This window comes from Streptomyces sp. NPDC016851 (genome assembly GCF_055562795.1).
Genome location: NZ_JBVHEP010000005.1, coordinates 43,398 through 60,011, shown reverse-complemented (window position 1 = coordinate 60,011; position 16,614 = coordinate 43,398). Strand labels below are relative to the sequence as shown.

At 70.8% G+C, this 16,614-nt stretch carries 12 protein-coding genes; 2 read left to right on the top strand and 10 right to left on the bottom strand.

Annotation, left to right across the window (positions count from 1 at the left end; translation table 11 throughout):
- Window positions 1–144 precede the first annotated feature (144 nt).
- The gene (locus ACZ3I3_RS10265) at window positions 145–306 is read right to left on the bottom strand and encodes a hypothetical protein (RefSeq protein ID WP_356924107.1); all 162 of its coding nucleotides are present in this window, start codon (window positions 304–306) and stop codon (window positions 145–147) included.
- Window positions 307–431: 125 nt separating this feature from the next.
- On the opposite strand from ACZ3I3_RS10265, the gene ACZ3I3_RS10260 reads away from it, so the two are divergent.
- Window positions 432–1,571, top strand: a complete 1,140-nt coding sequence (locus ACZ3I3_RS10260; protein ID WP_467364062.1) for a M48 family metallopeptidase — start codon at window positions 432–434, stop codon at window positions 1,569–1,571.
- Between the two features lie 80 nt (window positions 1,572–1,651).
- Here the strand turns inward: ACZ3I3_RS10260 and ACZ3I3_RS10255 are convergent, their stop codons facing one another.
- The 5 genes from ACZ3I3_RS10255 to proB form a co-directional block, all read right to left on the bottom strand.
- On the bottom strand, window positions 1,652–2,722 hold the full coding sequence (locus ACZ3I3_RS10255; RefSeq protein ID WP_467364061.1) for an SCO2583 family membrane protein: 1,071 nt from the start codon (window positions 2,720–2,722) through the stop codon (window positions 1,652–1,654).
- A gap of 89 nt (window positions 2,723–2,811) precedes the next feature.
- Window positions 2,812–3,387 carry an SCO2584 family spore wall biosynthesis protein gene (locus ACZ3I3_RS10250; RefSeq protein ID WP_467364059.1) on the bottom strand — a complete coding sequence of 192 codons (576 nt, stop codon included), beginning with the start codon at window positions 3,385–3,387 and terminating at the stop codon, window positions 2,812–2,814.
- 157 nt (window positions 3,388–3,544) lie between these two features.
- Window positions 3,545–4,831 carry a glutamate-5-semialdehyde dehydrogenase gene (locus ACZ3I3_RS10245; protein ID WP_306967004.1) on the bottom strand — a complete coding sequence of 429 codons (1,287 nt, stop codon included), beginning with the start codon at window positions 4,829–4,831 and terminating at the stop codon, window positions 3,545–3,547.
- Window positions 4,832–4,915: 84 nt separating this feature from the next.
- Entirely contained in the window at window positions 4,916–5,374 is a 459-nt protein-coding gene (locus ACZ3I3_RS10240) for a hypothetical protein (RefSeq protein ID WP_467364280.1), read from the bottom strand.
- A gap of 134 nt (window positions 5,375–5,508) precedes the next feature.
- Entirely contained in the window at window positions 5,509–6,615 is a 1,107-nt protein-coding gene (proB, locus tag ACZ3I3_RS10235) for a glutamate 5-kinase (RefSeq protein WP_467364279.1), read from the bottom strand.
- 339 nt (window positions 6,616–6,954) lie between these two features.
- Here proB and ACZ3I3_RS10230 point away from each other — a divergent pair, with 339 nt between their 5' ends.
- On the top strand, window positions 6,955–9,051 hold the full coding sequence (locus tag ACZ3I3_RS10230) for a hypothetical protein (protein ID WP_467364057.1): 2,097 nt from the start codon (window positions 6,955–6,957) through the stop codon (window positions 9,049–9,051).
- A gap of 84 nt (window positions 9,052–9,135) precedes the next feature.
- Here the strand turns inward: ACZ3I3_RS10230 and ACZ3I3_RS10225 are convergent, their stop codons facing one another.
- The 4 genes from ACZ3I3_RS10225 to ACZ3I3_RS10210 all read right to left on the bottom strand — a co-directional run bounded on the left by ACZ3I3_RS10225 (window position 9,136) and on the right by ACZ3I3_RS10210 (window position 16,451).
- Complete coding sequence (locus ACZ3I3_RS10225; RefSeq protein WP_467364055.1) at window positions 9,136–10,344, bottom strand: glycosyltransferase family 2 protein; 1,209 nt, start codon at window positions 10,342–10,344, stop codon at window positions 9,136–9,138.
- A gap of 204 nt (window positions 10,345–10,548) precedes the next feature.
- Window positions 10,549–12,627 (bottom strand): hypothetical protein, encoded by a 2,079-nt coding sequence (locus ACZ3I3_RS10220; RefSeq protein ID WP_467364278.1) that lies wholly within the window; start codon window positions 12,625–12,627, stop codon window positions 10,549–10,551.
- A 203-nt stretch (window positions 12,628–12,830) separates the two neighbouring features.
- Window positions 12,831–14,327: a D-ribitol-5-phosphate cytidylyltransferase gene (locus tag ACZ3I3_RS10215; protein WP_467364054.1), complete on the bottom strand. Its 1,497-nt coding sequence runs from the start codon at window positions 14,325–14,327 to the stop codon at window positions 12,831–12,833.
- A 573-nt stretch (window positions 14,328–14,900) separates the two neighbouring features.
- A complete protein-coding gene (locus ACZ3I3_RS10210; RefSeq protein WP_467364053.1) occupies window positions 14,901–16,451 on the bottom strand; it encodes an alkaline phosphatase D family protein in 1,551 nt (516 codons plus the stop codon).
- Between the last annotated feature and the right edge of the window lie 163 nt (window positions 16,452–16,614).

Below are 16,614 nucleotides of genomic sequence, written 5' to 3'. Positions count from 1 at the left end.
CGTGTGGGCGGGTTAAAGACGTCGGCTCATCGTAAGCGGGCGCCCCGACCGCGATCACCCCGACTCCGCCTGTTGTGACACGGAGCCGGTGCGCGGTCCCGCCCGGCCCGGTCCCGGGGCCCGGCGGGGAACCTTCCCGGTGCCTCAGTCGTCCTTCCGTCTGTAGCCACGCAGCAGGAACCACGCGGTCAGCACACAGCCCACGATCATCACGAGCAGGACGTACCGCAGCATCCCCGGCCCCCCTTGCCGCTCGGCGGCGGTCGCGGCCTCGGCGAGCCAGGCGGCTGCGGGGTGGTGCTCCATGACGGTGGTCTCCTTCGCTGTACTGCCCGACCACCGTAACTCCGCCTAGGCTGGGCTCTGCCTCGGGGAAGCAAAAGGCCGCACAAGGGGCCGCAAAGGTCATACAGACGCACATGGGGGAAGACATGTCCGACGGCCACGAGCACAACGGGCACGAGCACGTGCCGAGCAGGCAGCGCAGGCGCTTCCCCGGAATCTCCTCGCGTACGTACGAGCACCCGGCCGACCGCTCCGCCCTGGTGGCCCTGCGCAAGCTGAGCGGTTTCGACACGGTGTTCAAGGCGCTCAGCGGCCTGCTGCCCGAGCGCAGTCTGAGGCTGCTGTTCCTGTCCGACTCGGTGCGGGTCTCGGACCAGCAGTTCTCGCATCTGAACGTGATGCTGAGGGACGCCTGCTACATCCTGGACCTGGAGAAGGTCCCGCCGATGTACGTGAACCAGGACCCGCAGCCGAACGCGATGTGCATCGGCCTGGACGAGCCGATCATCGTGGTCACGACGGGGCTCGTCGAGCTGCTCGACGAGGAGGAGATGCGGGCGGTCGTCGGGCACGAGGTGGGGCACGCGCTGTCCGGGCACTCGGTCTACCGGACCATCCTGCTGTTCCTGACCAGCCTCGCCGTCCGGGTCGCCTGGATCCCGCTGGGCAATCTCGCGATCATGGCGATCGTGACCGGGCTGCGCGAGTGGTTCCGCAAGTCGGAGCTGTCCGCGGACCGGGCGGGGCTGCTGGTCGGGCAGGATCTCCAGGCGTCCATGCGGGGCCTGATGAAGATCGCGGGCGGCAACCACCTGCACGAGATGAACGTGGACGCGTTCCTCGCCCAGGCCGATGAGTACGAGGCCGGGGGCGACCTGCGCGACTCGGTGCTGAAGATCCTGAACGTGCTGCCGCGCTCCCACCCCTTCACCACCGTGCGGGCCGCCGAGCTGAAGAAGTGGGCGGAGTCGCGGGACTACCAGCGGATCATGGACGGCCACTACCCGCGGCGCGACGAGGACAAGGACACCTCGGTGCGGGACTCCTGGCGGGACTCGGCGAACCACTACACGACCCATGTGAAGAACTCCAAGGACCCGCTGATGAAGCTGGTCACGGACCTCGCCGGCGGCGCCGGCGACCTGGGCGACCGTGTCCGCCGGGGCTTCGGCGGCTTCGCGAACCCAGCTCAGAAGCCGCCCCGGGGGCCCGAGACGCCGGACCCGTCGGACAGCCCCTCGGACGACTCCCCTGAGGACGGCCGACCGCCGCGCGACGGCAGCTGAGGCGTCCGCACACGCCTTGGAAGTACGCCCTGAAGGCACGCCCTGAAAGCAAGCCCTGGAAGCACGCTCCGGAAGCCGCCTCACACCCTCGGCTGCGCGCTCGTCGCCAGGGTGCCGCACAGGGCCGTGGCGCTGCCCGTGGCGTAGGGGTCCGTGCCCGCGGGGCCGCCTTCCTTGGCCGTCTGGCCGGCCAGGAGGGGGCGCAGGTGGTTCGTGGAGTCCTCGGCGCAGGAGAGCGGGCCGGCCTGGACGTAGGAGACGACCAGCTGGCCCTGGTGCAGGCGCAGGTCGTCGCGGTCGAAGCGGAAGTGCAGCTCGCGCCGGACGGTGAACAGGGAGACCTCGGCCTTGCCTCCGGCCCCGGCCGGCCGCAGCGCGTACACGAGCGTGTGGTCGGCGGTGACCTCCAGCGTGGAGGAGTTGACCTCGGCGGCCTGGAGCGTGCCCTGGACCCGCACCTTGCGGTCGGCCAGCTCGGCGCGGGAGGGGTCGAAGCGGACGAGCCAGCCGGTGGGCGCGTGGCGTCCGTCGGCGGTGGGGCGGGCGAAGCTCTGGTCGAACTGGTCCAGCTGGTCGGAGTCCAGCAGGACGCGGACGGCGCGGACCTCTCCGCCCATGAGCACGTCCGGGTCGAGGGAGGAGCGGACGACGTAGTCCTTGGCGGTGGTCAGGGCGCTGACGACCTGGCTGTCCGAGAAGTGCGCGGTGCGCCGCGAGGCGGGCAGCGGCACGCCCTCCGCGCCGCTCTTGAACTGTGCGGCGGGGCTGCGCTCGTACAGGTACGCCGTGTCGGCCGTGCCGGGCACCTTGCCCTCGGGGGCGAGCGGGATGACGGTCATCCGCAGGGGCTCGGCGGACTCCCGGGCTGCGGGGGTCTGGTAGGGGTGGCGTACCCCCATGTAGATGGCGGTGCCGAACGCGAGGGCGATCAGCAGGACCAGGGCCAGGGCCTGCCGGGACAGGCCCCGGCGCAGGGGCGGCCGGCGTCGCACGGCGGGCGCGTGGTCGGCGATGCGCTCCTGCGCGGAGAACTCCTGGAGGCGGGCAGCACGGACGAACGACTCGTCGAAGACGACGGATCGGTACTCGTCCTCTCCACCTCCGGGAGCGCCCTCGGGTGTCCCCTCAGGTGGGTCTCCAGGCCCGCCCATATCTTCAGGGTAGGTCTCCGGAAGCTCGGGTAAACGCCGGGCCGCACCACAAATTCTGACAGGTCCTCACCAGGAAGGGCGGGTTCCGGTCACGGGTTGCGCGGTATCACCGAGACGGCCGGCGGGGAGTAGTCGGCGGAAGCGGAGGGAGCCGCCCCGCTGCCCTGTTCCAGCCCGGTGGAGGTGGGCGCCGGCACGGGTTCCTCGCGGTTGGAGGACGCGCCCCGGTAGACCGCGGTGAAGGCCAGCGCGACCATGCCGATGCCCATCACGAGGGCGAGCACCCAGGCGACGGGGCGGTGCCAGCGGACCTGTCGGGAGTACGGCCCCGCGCCGCCGTAGCGGTCCTCGAGGATGTCGGGGTCGTCCAGCTCGTCCAGCTCGGGATCATGGCCGAAATCGCCGTGCCCGTCCGGGCCGTACCCCTCGTCGTACCGCTCGCCTCTGGAGTGGGCGCGGCGCGCCTCCGCCTCGGAGGCCTCGGCTCTCGCCTTGGCGGCGGCCAGGAGGCGCTCCACGGCGGTCGGCTCGTGCACCACGGCCGCGCGTACGAAGGCCTCGTCGAAGACCACGGAGGCGAACTCTTCGTCCGACACCCCGCGGTCGTGGTCGTCGTCGGGCTCCCGGCCGTCAGGAAACGGCGTGCCCCCCACGTCCTCCGGCACGCTTCCAGAGTAGACCTGGGGGGTCATTTTGGGCAGACGGTATGGAGATTCATCCGCCGGTTGAGACGGCGTGCACGGGGTGCCGCACGGCGCACGCGCGGCCCGGCCACCCCGCCGCACACACATGCGCCGCCGTGCAGACCCCGCGGCAGGCGGCTCAGCGCCGTACGTGCCCGTCCCCGGTGACGATGTACTTCGTGCTGGTCAGCTCGGGCAGCCCCATGGGGCCGCGGGCGTGCAGCTTCTGCGTGGAGATGCCGATCTCGGCGCCGAAGCCGAACTGGCCGCCGTCGGTGAAGCGGGTGGAGGCGTTGACCGCGACCGTGGTCGAGTCGACCAGCTGGGTGAAGCGGCGGGCGGCCTGCTGGGAGGTCGTGACGATGGCCTCGGTGTGGCCGGAGGTCCACAGCCGGATGTGCTCGACGGCCTTGTCCAGCGAGTCCACGACGGCCGCGGCGATGTCGTACGACAGGTACTCGGTCTCCCAGTCCTCGGCCGTCGCCTCGACGACGGTGGCCTTGGAGTCCTTGGCGTAGGCCTGCACGCGCTCGTCGGCGTGCACGGTGACCCCGGCCTCCGCGAGGGCGTCCAGGGCCCGCGGCAGGAACTCGGCGGCGATGTCCTGGTGGACCAGCAGGGTCTCGGCGGCGTTGCAGACGCCGACGCGCTGGGCCTTGGAGTTGATCAGGATCTCGACGGCCATGTCGAGGTCGGCCTGGGCGTCGACGTAGACGTGGCAGTTGCCGGTGCCGGTCTCGATGACCGGGACGACGGATTCCTGGACGACCGTGTTGATGAGGGAGGCGCCGCCGCGCGGGATGAGTACGTCGACCAGGCCGCGGGCGCGCATCAGCTCGCGCACGCTGTCGCGGCTCTCGCCGGGCACGAGCTGGATGGCGTCGGCGGGCAGCCCCGCCCCGCCCACGGCGTCGCGCAGGACGCGCACGAGGGCGCTGTTCGACTGGTACGCCGAGGAGGAGCCGCGCAGCAGGACGGCGTTGCCGGACTTCAGACAGAGGGCGGCGGCGTCGACGGTGACGTTCGGCCGGCCCTCGTAGATGATCCCGACGACGCCGAGCGGCACGCGGACCTGCCGCAGGTCGATGCCGTTGGGCAGCGTGGAGCCGCGTACGACCTCGCCGACCGGGTCGGGCAGCGCGGCGACGTCGCGGACGTCCGAGGCGATGGCACGGACCCGCTCGGGGGTGAGCGTGAGCCGGTCGATCATGCCCTCGCTGATGCCGGCCTCGCGGGCCTTGGCGACGTCCTTGGCGTTGGCCTCGACGATCTCGCTCGTGCGGACCTCCAGCGCGTCGGCGATGGCGAGCAGCGCGTCGTCCTTGTCGGCCCGTGGCAGCGGCGCGAGGCTCGCGGCGGCGGCCTTGGCGCGGTAGGCGGCCTCGGTGACCGGGGACATGGAGTCGTACGGCGAAAGCGTGGTCATAAGGGAAGCGTAGTGTGCCGGGCGGGACCGTTCACGGCGCGTTCCACACCCCGAGACACCTCCCGAGACATCCGCCGGAGCGGGTCAGAACGGATGAACTCCGACCGGCGAGGCCGGCGGGGGCCCGTACCCCTCGGCGATGCGCTGGTGGTAGGTGGCGCGGTCGATGACCTCCAGGCCGACGATCTCCCAGGGCGGCAGCCCGGCGGTCTGCCGGTGCTCGCCCCACAGGCGCAGGGCGACGGCGGCCGCGTCGTGCAGGTCGCGGGCCTCCTCCCAGTAGCGGATCTCCGCGTGGTCGACGGCGTATCGGCTGGTCAGGAGGAAGGGGTGGTCGTGGGCCAGCTGTTCCAGGGCGCGCCGGACCTCGGGGAGCGGGGCCTCCTGGCCGGAGACGCTGAGGGTGACGTGCCACAGGCGCGGGGTGTCACCGGGCTCCTCGCCCTCGAAGCGGTCCCCTGCCGCCACGCTCGTCAGGGCCCGCTCCTCACCGGCCGCGCGGGAGCCGGTACCACCACGGGACGCCGCGGCCCCAGGGCGCACTCGTCTCACGACGGCCTCCTTTGCACTGTGGCGCTGCTGCGGAATGTGTCCCCGAGACAAAGTTGAGCAGGCCGCAGGAGATCGCGGGGCGGTTTTGCGGAACGTCCACCACCGGGGGCGGACGTTTCGACCCATTACGGGTGCAGGAGCACCAGGTCGTCCCTGTGTACGACCTCGCGTTCGTACGCGGGTCCGAGTTCACGGGCGAGCTCGCGGGTGGAGCGGCCGATCAGCCGGGGGATCTCCTTGGCGTCGAAGTTGACGAGCCCGCGGGCCACGGCGCGCCCCGTGTCGTCCCGCAACTCGACCGGGTCGCCGGCGCTGAACTCGCCCTCGACGGCGGCGATGCCGGCCGGCAGCAGCGACGTGCGGCGCTCCACGACGGCCTGGACGGCGCCGTCGTCCAGGGTGAGGGCGCCCTGCGGGGTGGAGGCGTGCTGGAGCCACAGCAGCCGGTCCGCGGAGCGTTTGCCGGTGGGGTGGAAGAAGGTTCCGGTGTCCTGGCCGGTCAGGGCGTCGGCCGCGTGGACGGCGCTGGTGAGCACGACGGGGATGCCGGCGGCGGCGGCGATCCGGGCGGCCTCGACCTTGGTGACCATGCCGCCGGTGCCGACGCCGGCCTTGCCCGCGCTGCCGATCTCGACACCCGCGAGATCGGACGGGTCACGCACCTCGGCGATGCGGGAGGTGCCGGGCTTGCCGGGGTCGCCGTCGTAGACGCCGTCCACGTCGGACAGCAGGACCAGCAGGTCGGCGCGGACGAGGTGGGCGACGAGGGCGGCGAGGCGGTCGTTGTCGCCGAAGCGGATCTCGTCCGTGGCGACGGTGTCGTTCTCGTTGACGATCGGGAACGCGCCCATCGCGAGCAGCTTGTCCAGGGTGCGGGAGGCGTTGCGGTGGTGCGCCCGGCGGCTCATGTCGTCGGAGGTCAGGAGCACCTGGCCGACGCCGACGCCGTAGCGGGCGAAGGAGGCGGTGTAGCGGGCGACCAGCAGGCCCTGGCCGACGCTGGCGGCGGCCTGCTGCCGGGCGAGGTCCCTGGGACGGCGGCGCAGGCCCAGCGGGGCGAGGCCGGCCGCGATGGCACCGGAGGAGACGAGGACGATCTCGCGCTCGCCACCGCTGCGGACCTTGGCGAGCACGTCCACCAGCGCGTCCACCCGGTCCGCGTCCAGGCCGCCCGAGGCGGTGGTCAGCGAGGAGGACCCGACCTTGACGACGATCCTGCGGGCCTCGCCCACGGCCTGCCTTGCCCCTGCCACGTCCCCGTCCGTCCCCTCGCGTCGATGCGGTCGCTCACCAGGAAATCTACGGGACGGGCGTACGGGGCGCGGCGCCGGTCCACGCTACGGACGGTGCCGCTCGTGTCACGGGAGCTGTCACGGGAGCACCGTCGCCCGGCTCGGGCCCCGCCCCACCCCCAAGACAGGAATGCAATCTTCCGCTACGGTCCGACGCCACGCGGGACGGCAGCCACCCCCACGCCTTGACGACACGCGCGTGTCGTCAGGAGGTCGCCGCACGTTAACCCGGACGGCCGACCTGCGCCGCGCCGAACCGACGCTCCTGGAGTGACCGCAGTGCCCCTACCTCTCCCCCGCCCACCGGCCCTGCTGAAGGGGCTGGTCACCATCGTCCTGGCCGCCGCGTTCGCCGCTCAGGCGGTCGCGGCGCTGCTGCCCCACGTCCCCCTGCTGCTCGCCGCGACCACCGTCTCCCTGGCCACCGAGGGCGTCCTGTACCGGTGGCAGCGCGGGGTGCTGTCGCTGTTCGCCAAGTCGCACGCGGACATCACCGTGCGGCACGTCCTGCGGGACCTGCTGCTGGTCGTGGGCCTGCTGCGGCTCGGCGAGCAGGACCGGGAGACGGTGTACGCCCCGCTCGTGGCCGGGCTGCTCGCCTTCTACGTGCTGCACTGCGCGATCCAGGCGCTCTCCGTGTTGGTGCGCCGGACCCGCACCCTGCCGGTGGTGACCCGGAACATCGACGCCTCGGCCCTGCGGCTGTCCCCGGCCCCGTCCGTGCTGCTGCGCCGCCCCGGCCACCGGCTGCTGGTGTTCGGCCTGCCGGCGACGGCCGGGCTGCTGGCCGCCGCGCCGGGTGACGAGCCGGTGTACGCCGCCGCGGGCATCGCGCTCTCCCTCGCGCTCGCGCTGACCGGCCTCGGCGCGCTGCTCCTCCGGTTGCTTCCGGGACGCCGCCCGGCCGGCGAGCAGGAGGTGCTCGCCTGGTTCGACGCGTGGCTGGCCGAGTACCGGCCGACCGTGGGCCTGTACTTCTCCGGCGGCGCCTCCTCGGCCTACCAGGCGAACATGTGGCTGGAGCCGCTCGCGGGGCTCGACGGGAAGCCCGTCATCGTGCTGCGCGAGCGGTTCATGGTGCAGAAGATCGCGGCGACGGACATCCCGATCGTGTGCCTGCCGAAGGTGTCGACGCTGATGCGTCTCGAGCACTCCACGCTCCAGGTCCTCATCCACCCGTCGAACTCCGGCAAGACCTCCCAGGTGCTGCGCATCCCCACGATCCGGCACACCTTCGTCAACCACGGCGAGAGCGACAAGCTGTCCTCGTGCAACCCCTATGCGAAGGCGTACGACGAGGTCTGGGTGGCCGGCCCCGCCGCGCGCGAGCGGTACGCGCTGGCCGAGGTCGGGGTCGAGGACAAGGACGTGGTGGAGACGGGCCGCCCGCAGCTGGACGGCGTGCTCCCCTACGCGGGCCCGCCGACGGGGCCCCGCGGCGGAGCCGCTGACGGGCACTTCACGACCGTGCTGTACGCGCCGACCTGGGAGGGCTGGGACGGCAACCCCGGCAACACGTCGGTGATCGCGGCCGGTGAGAACCTGGTGCGGGCGCTGCTCGCGGACCCGGGCGTGCGGCTGCTGTACAAGCCGCATCCGCTGACGGGCTCGGTGGACCCGCGCGCGGGCGCGGCCGATCTGCGTATCCGGGAGCTGATGCGGTCGGCCAACCGGGAGCGCACGGGAGTGCGTCGCCCCACGGCCGGTGCGGAGCTGGCCCGTCTCACCGAGGAGCTGGACCGGCTCACCACGGCCGACTTCCGGTCCGGGGCCGACACACTGGAGCGGATGCTCGTGCAGTCGGCGCCGGAGCCGGGCCGGGCACAGGCGGTGGCACGGGCGACGGCGGCCTGGGAGGAGGCGTACTGGGCCTCGCTGCCGGAGGGCGAACACCAGATCATCACGGACGCCCGGCCCGCGCTCTACTCCTGCTTCAACGTGGCCGACCTGCTGATCAGTGACGTGTCGAGCGTGATCAGTGACTTCCTGGCGAGCGAGAAGCCGTACGCGGTGGCCAACACCAGCGGGCTGCCCGAGGAGGCCTTCCGTACGGCGTTCCCGACGGTGGCGGCGGCGACCGTGCTGACACCGGACGCGGCCGGGGTGCCGAGCCTGCTGGAGACGGTCCGGCACCCGGAGAAGGACACCCTGGCCGAGGCACGCGCCGCGTTGAAGCTGCGCCTGCTGGGCCCGGCCGATCCGCCGTCGCAGGAGCGCTTCAACGCGGCCGTACGGGCCCTGTGCGCCCAGGCCCGGGACCACAGGGCCCGGGTGGCGGAGCGCCTGGCGGCGGAGCACCCGGCCGCGGAACTGCCCGGCCAGCGCACACAGCCGGCGAGCGGCGGGGCAGGCCTGCCGACGACGGCACCGCGCTAACAGCACGACGGCACGCACCAGCAGACGAACCGACCGACCAACCGCGGGGCCGTGGGCGATCACCCACCGGCCCCGCGCCCGTGTTCACGCCGCCTGCCGCACCTCACGCGCTGTCAGCACCCGCCGGGCCTTGCGCACCGCCCGGCGTACGAATGTGTCGACGCCGCCCTCGCGGTAGCCCGGGAAGGCACGGGCCTCGCGCGGCTCGGCGAGGTACACCGAGTCGGGGATGCCCGCGGCGCGGTCGCGGAAGTGCGGGTAGACCAGGTAGACGCGGCGGCCCTTCTTCTCCAGCAGCGCCGCCGCCTGCTTCTTGGCCTTGACGAACTTCACCACGTCCAGCAGCAGTTCGGGACGCTGCTCGGCGACCAGATGCAGCCGCAGCCGCTCGTGCACCTTGAGGCGCTGGGCGACGCCCTCGGTCCAGTGCGCGTCCATCAGCGGCTTGGCCAGCTCGAACTTGTGCCGGCGTATCTCCTCGCTGTCCGTCAGGTACTTGGGCCCGAACTGCGGCAGCAGCGTGACGAGGAACGGCCTGACCATCAGCTGGTCGCGCCGGCCGCCCGCGGGGACGAGGTCGGCGATCAGGTTCATCAGGGCCCGCGCGGAGTCGAAGCGCAGCGTGTAACTGCCGCTCTTGGTCACGTGCTTGCCGTCGTCCCGGCCGACCAGGTAGTAGCAGGTGTGGTCGGCGACCACGGAGACGCCGTCCGCCCGCAGGTACGCCTCCATCGTGAACAGGGCGTCCTCGCCGGTGAACAGCGACTCGTCGAACCGCATGCCGTGCCGGTCGAGCAGGGCGCGGCGGAACAGCTTCTGCGCGCTGAGCGTGAACTTGATGTTGGACGAGTAGACGTCCGTACGCTCCACCGTCTTGCCCCACATGGACTTCGGCGCCGAGCGGTTGACGCCCTCGACCTTGCCGAGGACGACGTCCGTTCCGGCGCGGTCGGCCATGTCGACCATCCGCTCCAGGGCCTCGGGTCCCAGCCGGTCGTCGGCGTCGAGGAAGAAGACGTAACGCCCGGTCGCCTTGCCCAGACCGACGTTGCGCGGGCCGCTGGGGCCACCGGAGTTCTCCTGCCGGATCACCAGCACGTGCATGGGAGCGCGCTCGGCGAACTCCTCCAGGTACTCCCCCGTACCGTCCGTCGATCCGTCGTCCACCGCGATGACCTCGACGCGCTCCGGATCGATGGTCTGCGCCTCGACGGACGAGAGGCACTCGATCAGATAAGGCATCGCTTCGTACGCACCGATGATCACACTCACATCAGGCTGCGCCACGGTCACGTTTCCCCCTAGTCAATGGGATATTCCCCCCGTATCTCCTCATTCGCTACTTGGTAGACGGGTGATCGAGGCAAGCGGTTGCCTCGATCACCCGTATCAGTGAGTCACGTCACATGGTGAACCGACAGGAAGCGGGAAAGCGAAAGAGTTCGGCCCCCGAGGAACACTCCTCGGGGGCCGAACTCTCAAGCGGGCGGCGGCGGTTCAGCCCGTGCCGACACCGTCCGTGTCACCGGCGGAGGACACCCGCTGCCCGGGCACGGCGTTCGCCAGTTCCGACTCGGCCGTGGCGGCCGCGATCCGTGACTCCTGGCCGACGTTGCGCGTCTCGGCCTTGAGCGCGAGGTTCGCGACGGCGGTGTTGAACTGGTCGATGGAGGCCGGCTCGTCCGGGCCCAGCAGGTACTGCTTGAGCTCCTTGCGGTCCTCGGCCAGCGGATCGGCGGCCGGGTCGCGGACGGCGCTCAGCAGCTCGCCCAGCTCGTCCGCGCTGTTGGACAGGATCACCGCGGCACGCACCGCCGTGTTGTTCCGCTTGAACTCCTCGGCACCCAGCTCCGCGGAGTCCGTGACCGCGTACGGCTTGCCGCTCGCGATGAAGTCGGACACCACGCTGGAGATGTCCGAGACCATCGCGTCCGAGACGTTGAAGCAGTCGTACAGCCGCGGCTCGGCGCCCGTGATGACCCGGTGCTCCCAGCTGGGGAAGGAACGCCAGTAGGCGTCGTTCCACTCGGCGCGCAGCCGAGCGACCTCCTCGTGCCGGGCGACGTCGACCTGCCCGTCACGGGTGGCCTCGGCCTCGTCGCGGCCCTTGTCGCCGGTGCCGGCCAGCTGGGCGATCCGGGCCTCGATCCGGGCCAGCTCCGCCTTGGCCTGCGCCTGGGCGGCGCTGTCGGTGACGAAGCGCGAGTCGGCGGCACGCTCCGCGGCGGCCTTCTGGACCAGGGCGGTGATGCGCTGGTGGGCGGCCTTGGCCTCCTTGCTGCGCGTACCGGTGAAGGGGTGCGGCTTGTACAGGACGCGCACCGGCGGGTCGGCCGTGATCAGCCTGCGCACGATGTTCTCGCCGGCCAGCAGGATCGAGGTGTTGCCGGGGTTGTCGTCCCAGCCCTCCCAGGTGGGGGCGTACAGGACCGTGGGGATGCGTCCCTCGGGCACGCCCTGCCAGATCTGGATCGGGGCGAGCTGCGGGCGGCCGACCTCGACGATGTCGTCGTCGCGGACGCCGACGTCGGCGATGGCGTAGCGGTCGCGGCCCGCGCGGCCTGCCGTCCACACCTCGTCGTAGACCTTGCTGAACGGGTTGACGCTGGCGAGCTTGTCGCTGTCGCCGTGGCCGATGAAGACGTGCTTGATGGTGGGCACGCGCAGCATGTGGATGTTCTTGCCGACGTTCGCCGCGTAGAGCGCGACCCGCACCGTGGACAGGTCCATGTTCATCAGGTGCACCCCTCCGGGCACGCAGATGACGGGGACCGTGGTCGGCGCGAGGTTGTTCAGGATGGCCCGCTCACGCAGGATGATCAGCGGCTTGGAGTCCAGGTTCTCCATGGTGTCCAGCCACATGTTCACCTGGTACGCGGAGTCCTTCGAACCGGAGAAGTACAGGACCGTCTCCGGCTTGTACTCGCCCAGCCAGTCGTCGACGGCGGCCAGCACCCTCTCGGCGTTCGGCGGGATCTTCCGGCCCCGGACGTACGGCATGAGCGCCAGGACGTACAGGGTGGCGACGGCCACCGTGATGCCGATGCCGACGAAGCCGACGAGGGCCGACTTCACCTGCGCGGCGATCAGGATGCCGACGACCGCGAAGAGGTCGAGGTGCAGCATCTTCTCGGCGGAGCGGTGCAGCAGCTTGCGCGGCGGGGCGTCCGGGATGCGGATGCGCGACTTCAGGTCGACGTTGCGGGTGGCGACCGGCATGCGGCGGCGGTTGCGGATCAGCTGGACCAGCGCGCCGTGCGGGGCCTGCAGACCGTAGAAGGCGATGAAGCAGGCGATCGCCCCGTAGTAGATCAGGTTGTCCGCGAGGGACAGCCGGGCCAGCAGCAGGACCAGGAGCAGCTGCCGGATCAGGAAGCGGATCGACAGGCCGGCCCGGACCTTGCCGAGGCGGTTGATCAGATAGCTGCCCTTGCGGTGCAGATAGTGGTCCGCCAGGTACGTCACGGCGGCCGCTGCCGCGAAGGCGGGGACGCTCGGGACGAGCGCGGCCAGCATGAGGGCGGGGAAGCCCGCCACCATGAGGACCGCCGCGGCCAGCTCGGCCGCGCTGCCCACCCGGGCGACGCGAATAGCGGTGGATATCACGGAGAAACCTGCTCTTGGGAGGGGTGTGCCGGTCTTGTTTCTAGAATGCGGCTGGTCTGTGAATATTCGCGAGACGGTATGGATTCAGGCCCCTGCGAACACTCCTGTTGACGAACACCGTTAACAGGAGGGCGCAGAGGCCTGAATTACTTAAGTCTATTTGGCGTCAATTATTACACGCCGTCCTGCCGGTCCAGCACCGAGGCCAGCGCCGTCTCGAAGCCGGAGGCCCGGGCCGCACCGGCCGTCGGGTCCTGCTGACGGACGTCGATGACGTGGCCGGTCAGCTCGGACAGCAGCACGTCCAGCGAGGTGCGCGCCACGGCCTCGGAGGACAGCAGCGAGCCGGCCGGCTCCTGGCCGAACGCCTTGGTGCGCATCGGGGTGGCCGTGCGCTCGGGGTTGATGCAGTTGACGCGGACGCCGTCGCCGGCCCACTCGTCGGACAGGGCCTGGGTGAGGTTCACCATGGCGGCCTTGGTCGAGGAGTAGAGGCTGTACTCGGCGCGGCCGCGGGTGTAGCTGCTGGAGGTGTAGAGCAGCAGCTGGCCCTTGGTCTCGGACAGGTACTTGTACGACGAACGGGCGATCTGCACCGGGGCCAGGTAGTTGACCTTCAACGCCTCTTCGATGGTGGCGTTGTCGGTCTCGGCGAGCTTGCCGATGCGCAGCACGCCGGCGGTGTTGACCACGTAGTCGATGCGGCCGGTCTCGGCGTAGGCCTTGGACAGGGCGTCGTCGACCTCCTCCGGGTTCTCCACGTGGGTGCCGGTGGTGGAGCGGCCCAGCGCGTAGACCGAGGCGCCGTAGGACTCGGCGAGCTCGGCGATGTCCTTGCCGATGCCGTAGGAGCCGCCGAAGACGACGACCGTCTTGCCGGTCAGCAGCTCACGGTAGGCCTCCTCGGAGACCTGCTCGGGCGCGGCCGTGGAGGCCAGCTGGAAGAGCTTGTCGGCGATGAAGACGTCGACGGGCTGGGTGACCTTCATGTTGTACTCGTCACCCGCGACGACGTGGATCGGCACGTCCGGCAGGTACTTGAGCACGACGGAGCAGTCGTCGGTGGCCTGGAAGTTGGGGTCACCGGCGGCGACCTCGTAGGCCCGCTTGATCGTGGACAGCTTGAAGGCCTGCGGGGTCTGGCCGCGGCGCAGCCGGGAGCGGTCCGGGATCTCGGTGATGAACTCGCCGTCCTCGCCGTGCGTACGCGTGACGATGATGGTGTCGGCGGAGGGGATGGCCACGTCGACGGCCTGGTAGCGCTCCAGCGCGGTGACGCAGTCGTCGATGACGCGCTGCGACAGCAGGGGGCGCACGGCGTCGTGGAAGAGGACGTTGGCGTCCTCGCCCTCGGCCAGGCCCTCGCCCAGGGCCGAGATGGCGCGCTCGGTGGTCTCGTTCCGCGTGGCGCCGCCCTCGATGATCTTCGAGACCTTCTTGAATCCGGCCTTCGCGACGATCTTCTCGATGTCGGGCACGTAGCCGGGTGCCATCAGCACGATGATGTCGTCGATCGAGTCGGCGTTCTCGAAGGTGGTCAGCGTGTGCTCGATGACTGCCTTGCCGGCGATCTTCAGCAGCTGCTTGGGGATCGACAGACCCACCCGCTGACCGGTGCCACCGGCCAGGATCACTGCGGTGGTACGGGGCTTGGCTATGTGCTGGGACACAGGTGACCTACCTTGGGGCGACAGGGAACTTGGAAATGGTCCCACTTGTGGTTACCGCAGTGCAAGGTGAGCGACCTCCGCCGCATATGTGCGCGCAACCTGTCATTCACCTCCCACTCCTGGTGATTGGTGAGACGACTGCGCGGGCCCCGGGGAAATGCGCTGTGAGTAACTCCACAGATGCTCAGCGACATCGGAGCCGCTCGGGACGGCGGTGACCGAGGACCTCCGCGAGTTCCTTGGACGATGTCCGGTGCACGGTACGCGCTTTGAAGGCCTGCTGCGTACCGGCCCCGCCGCTCGCCGCGGCGGGCCCCGCCGCCCCGGTGCGCGGATCTTCACGTCCCGGGGCGAGGGGCTGCACGTGTTCTTCATAGGCCCGGGCGCGAATACGGCTCGCCCGGCCGTTCATTGGCCCGGAATTCCTGATTAAGATTCCGCAGCATTTCGGTCTCGGCGAGAGCAATAGGCCGGCAGCCCGGGTCGGACTTCTCACACGGCTCACGCGCCGCGCACGAGGAAGAACCCGGCACTCCGAGGAGTACCGGGCTCACGCGTGCGTCAGGGGCCGGGTCAGACCACCTCGACGCCCGGCCGGCCCGCCTCGACCCGCAGCCTGGCCAGCGTGCTCGGCGTCGCCGACGGCTGCCGTACGGTGTCGACCACCCTCACCCGGGCGTCGATGCCGGCGCGGCCGATGTCGAAGAGGTGGTAGCCGCGGTGGGCGTCGAGCAGCTTCCAGTGCGGGTTGTCCGGGCGCCGCGGGTCCCACTCCTTGCGGAAGGCCGCCTGGTCCTGGTCGCCGTTGCTGGAGATGGAGGTGCCGACGAACTCGGCGCCGACGACCGCGGAGTCCGCGTCGGCGTAGTCCTCCTTGAGGTCGCTGATCATCGTCAGGTGCCGGTCGCCGGAGAGCACGACGGGGTTGCGGATCTGCTTGAACTCCTTCAGGAAGCGGTTGCGTTCGGCCTGGTAGCCGTCCCAGGCGTCGTAGAACCAGAGCTTGCCCTCGCCGACCTGGAGGTCCGTCTCGGCCATCATGATCTGCGAGGCGATCAGGTTCCAGCGGGCCGGCGAGTTCTGCAGCCCGTTCAGCAGCCACTGCTTCTGCCGTGCGCCCAGCATGGTCAGCGACGGGTCCTGGGCACCGGCCTGGCTCTTGGCCTGGTCGCTGCGGTACTGCCGGGTGTCCAGGACGTTGAGCCGGGCCAGGCGGCCGAACTCCAGACGGCGGTACATCTTGATGTGCGGGCCGTTCGGGACGGCGGTGGCACGGACCGGCATGTGCTCGTAGAACGCCTGGTAGGCCGCGGTCAGCCGGGCCACGAACGCGTCGTGGGGCTGCTTGTCCGGGTCCTGGGGGATCTCGCCGGCGAAGTCGTTGTCGACCTCGTGGTCGTCGAAGCTCACCACGAACGGGGCGTTCGCGTGCATCGCCGCGAGGTCGGCGTCGGTGCGGTACTGGGCGTACCGATTGCGGTACTGGGCGAGGCTGAACGGCTCCCCGGACCCCTCGTGGCGTCGTACGCCCGTCGCCGACGGCGTGGACTCGTAGATGTAGTCGCCGACGAACACCACGACGTCCGGGTCCTGCTCCAGCATGTCGGCGTATGGCGTGAAATAGCCGTGCTGCCAGTTCTGGCAGGAGGCCAGCGCCATGCGCAGGGAGTCACCGGAGCTGTAGGGGTGGGGCGCGGTACGGGTGCGGCCGACGGGCGAGAGCTGTCCGCTGGTGCGGAAGCGGTACCAGTACGTACGGCCCGGGCGCAGCCCGCGTACGTCCACGTGAACGCTGTGCCCGTACTCGGGCCGGGCCTGGGCGGTGCCCCGGCGGACGAGCTTTCTGAACCGGTGGTCCTCGGCGAGCTGCCACTCCACGGGCACCACCCGGTCGGGCATACCGCCGCCGTTCAGCGGGTCCGGGGCGAGCCGGGTCCACAGCACGATGCCGTCCGGCAGCGGGTCTCCGGAGGCGACGCCGAGGCTGAACACGCCGTCGGGCAGCGGCGTCTCGGCCCCGTGGGCGGTGGCCGGAAGCCACAACTGGGCGGAGGCCGCGGCGCCGAGGACCGCGGCACCGCCGGTCAGAAATCGGCGTCGGTCGGGGGATACTGCTCCGGTCATCGACTGACTCCCTTACCTCGCTGGCCACTTGGACTCTGGGAAGCTTCACGCTCGCGGGCGGTCCGCCCGCTGAACGCCGGAGTTCACGTACATGACAACTAAGCAGACAAAAGAAGACCCACCGCCAGCATCGGAACAAGCCGTTGCCGGGGCGGGTCTGACA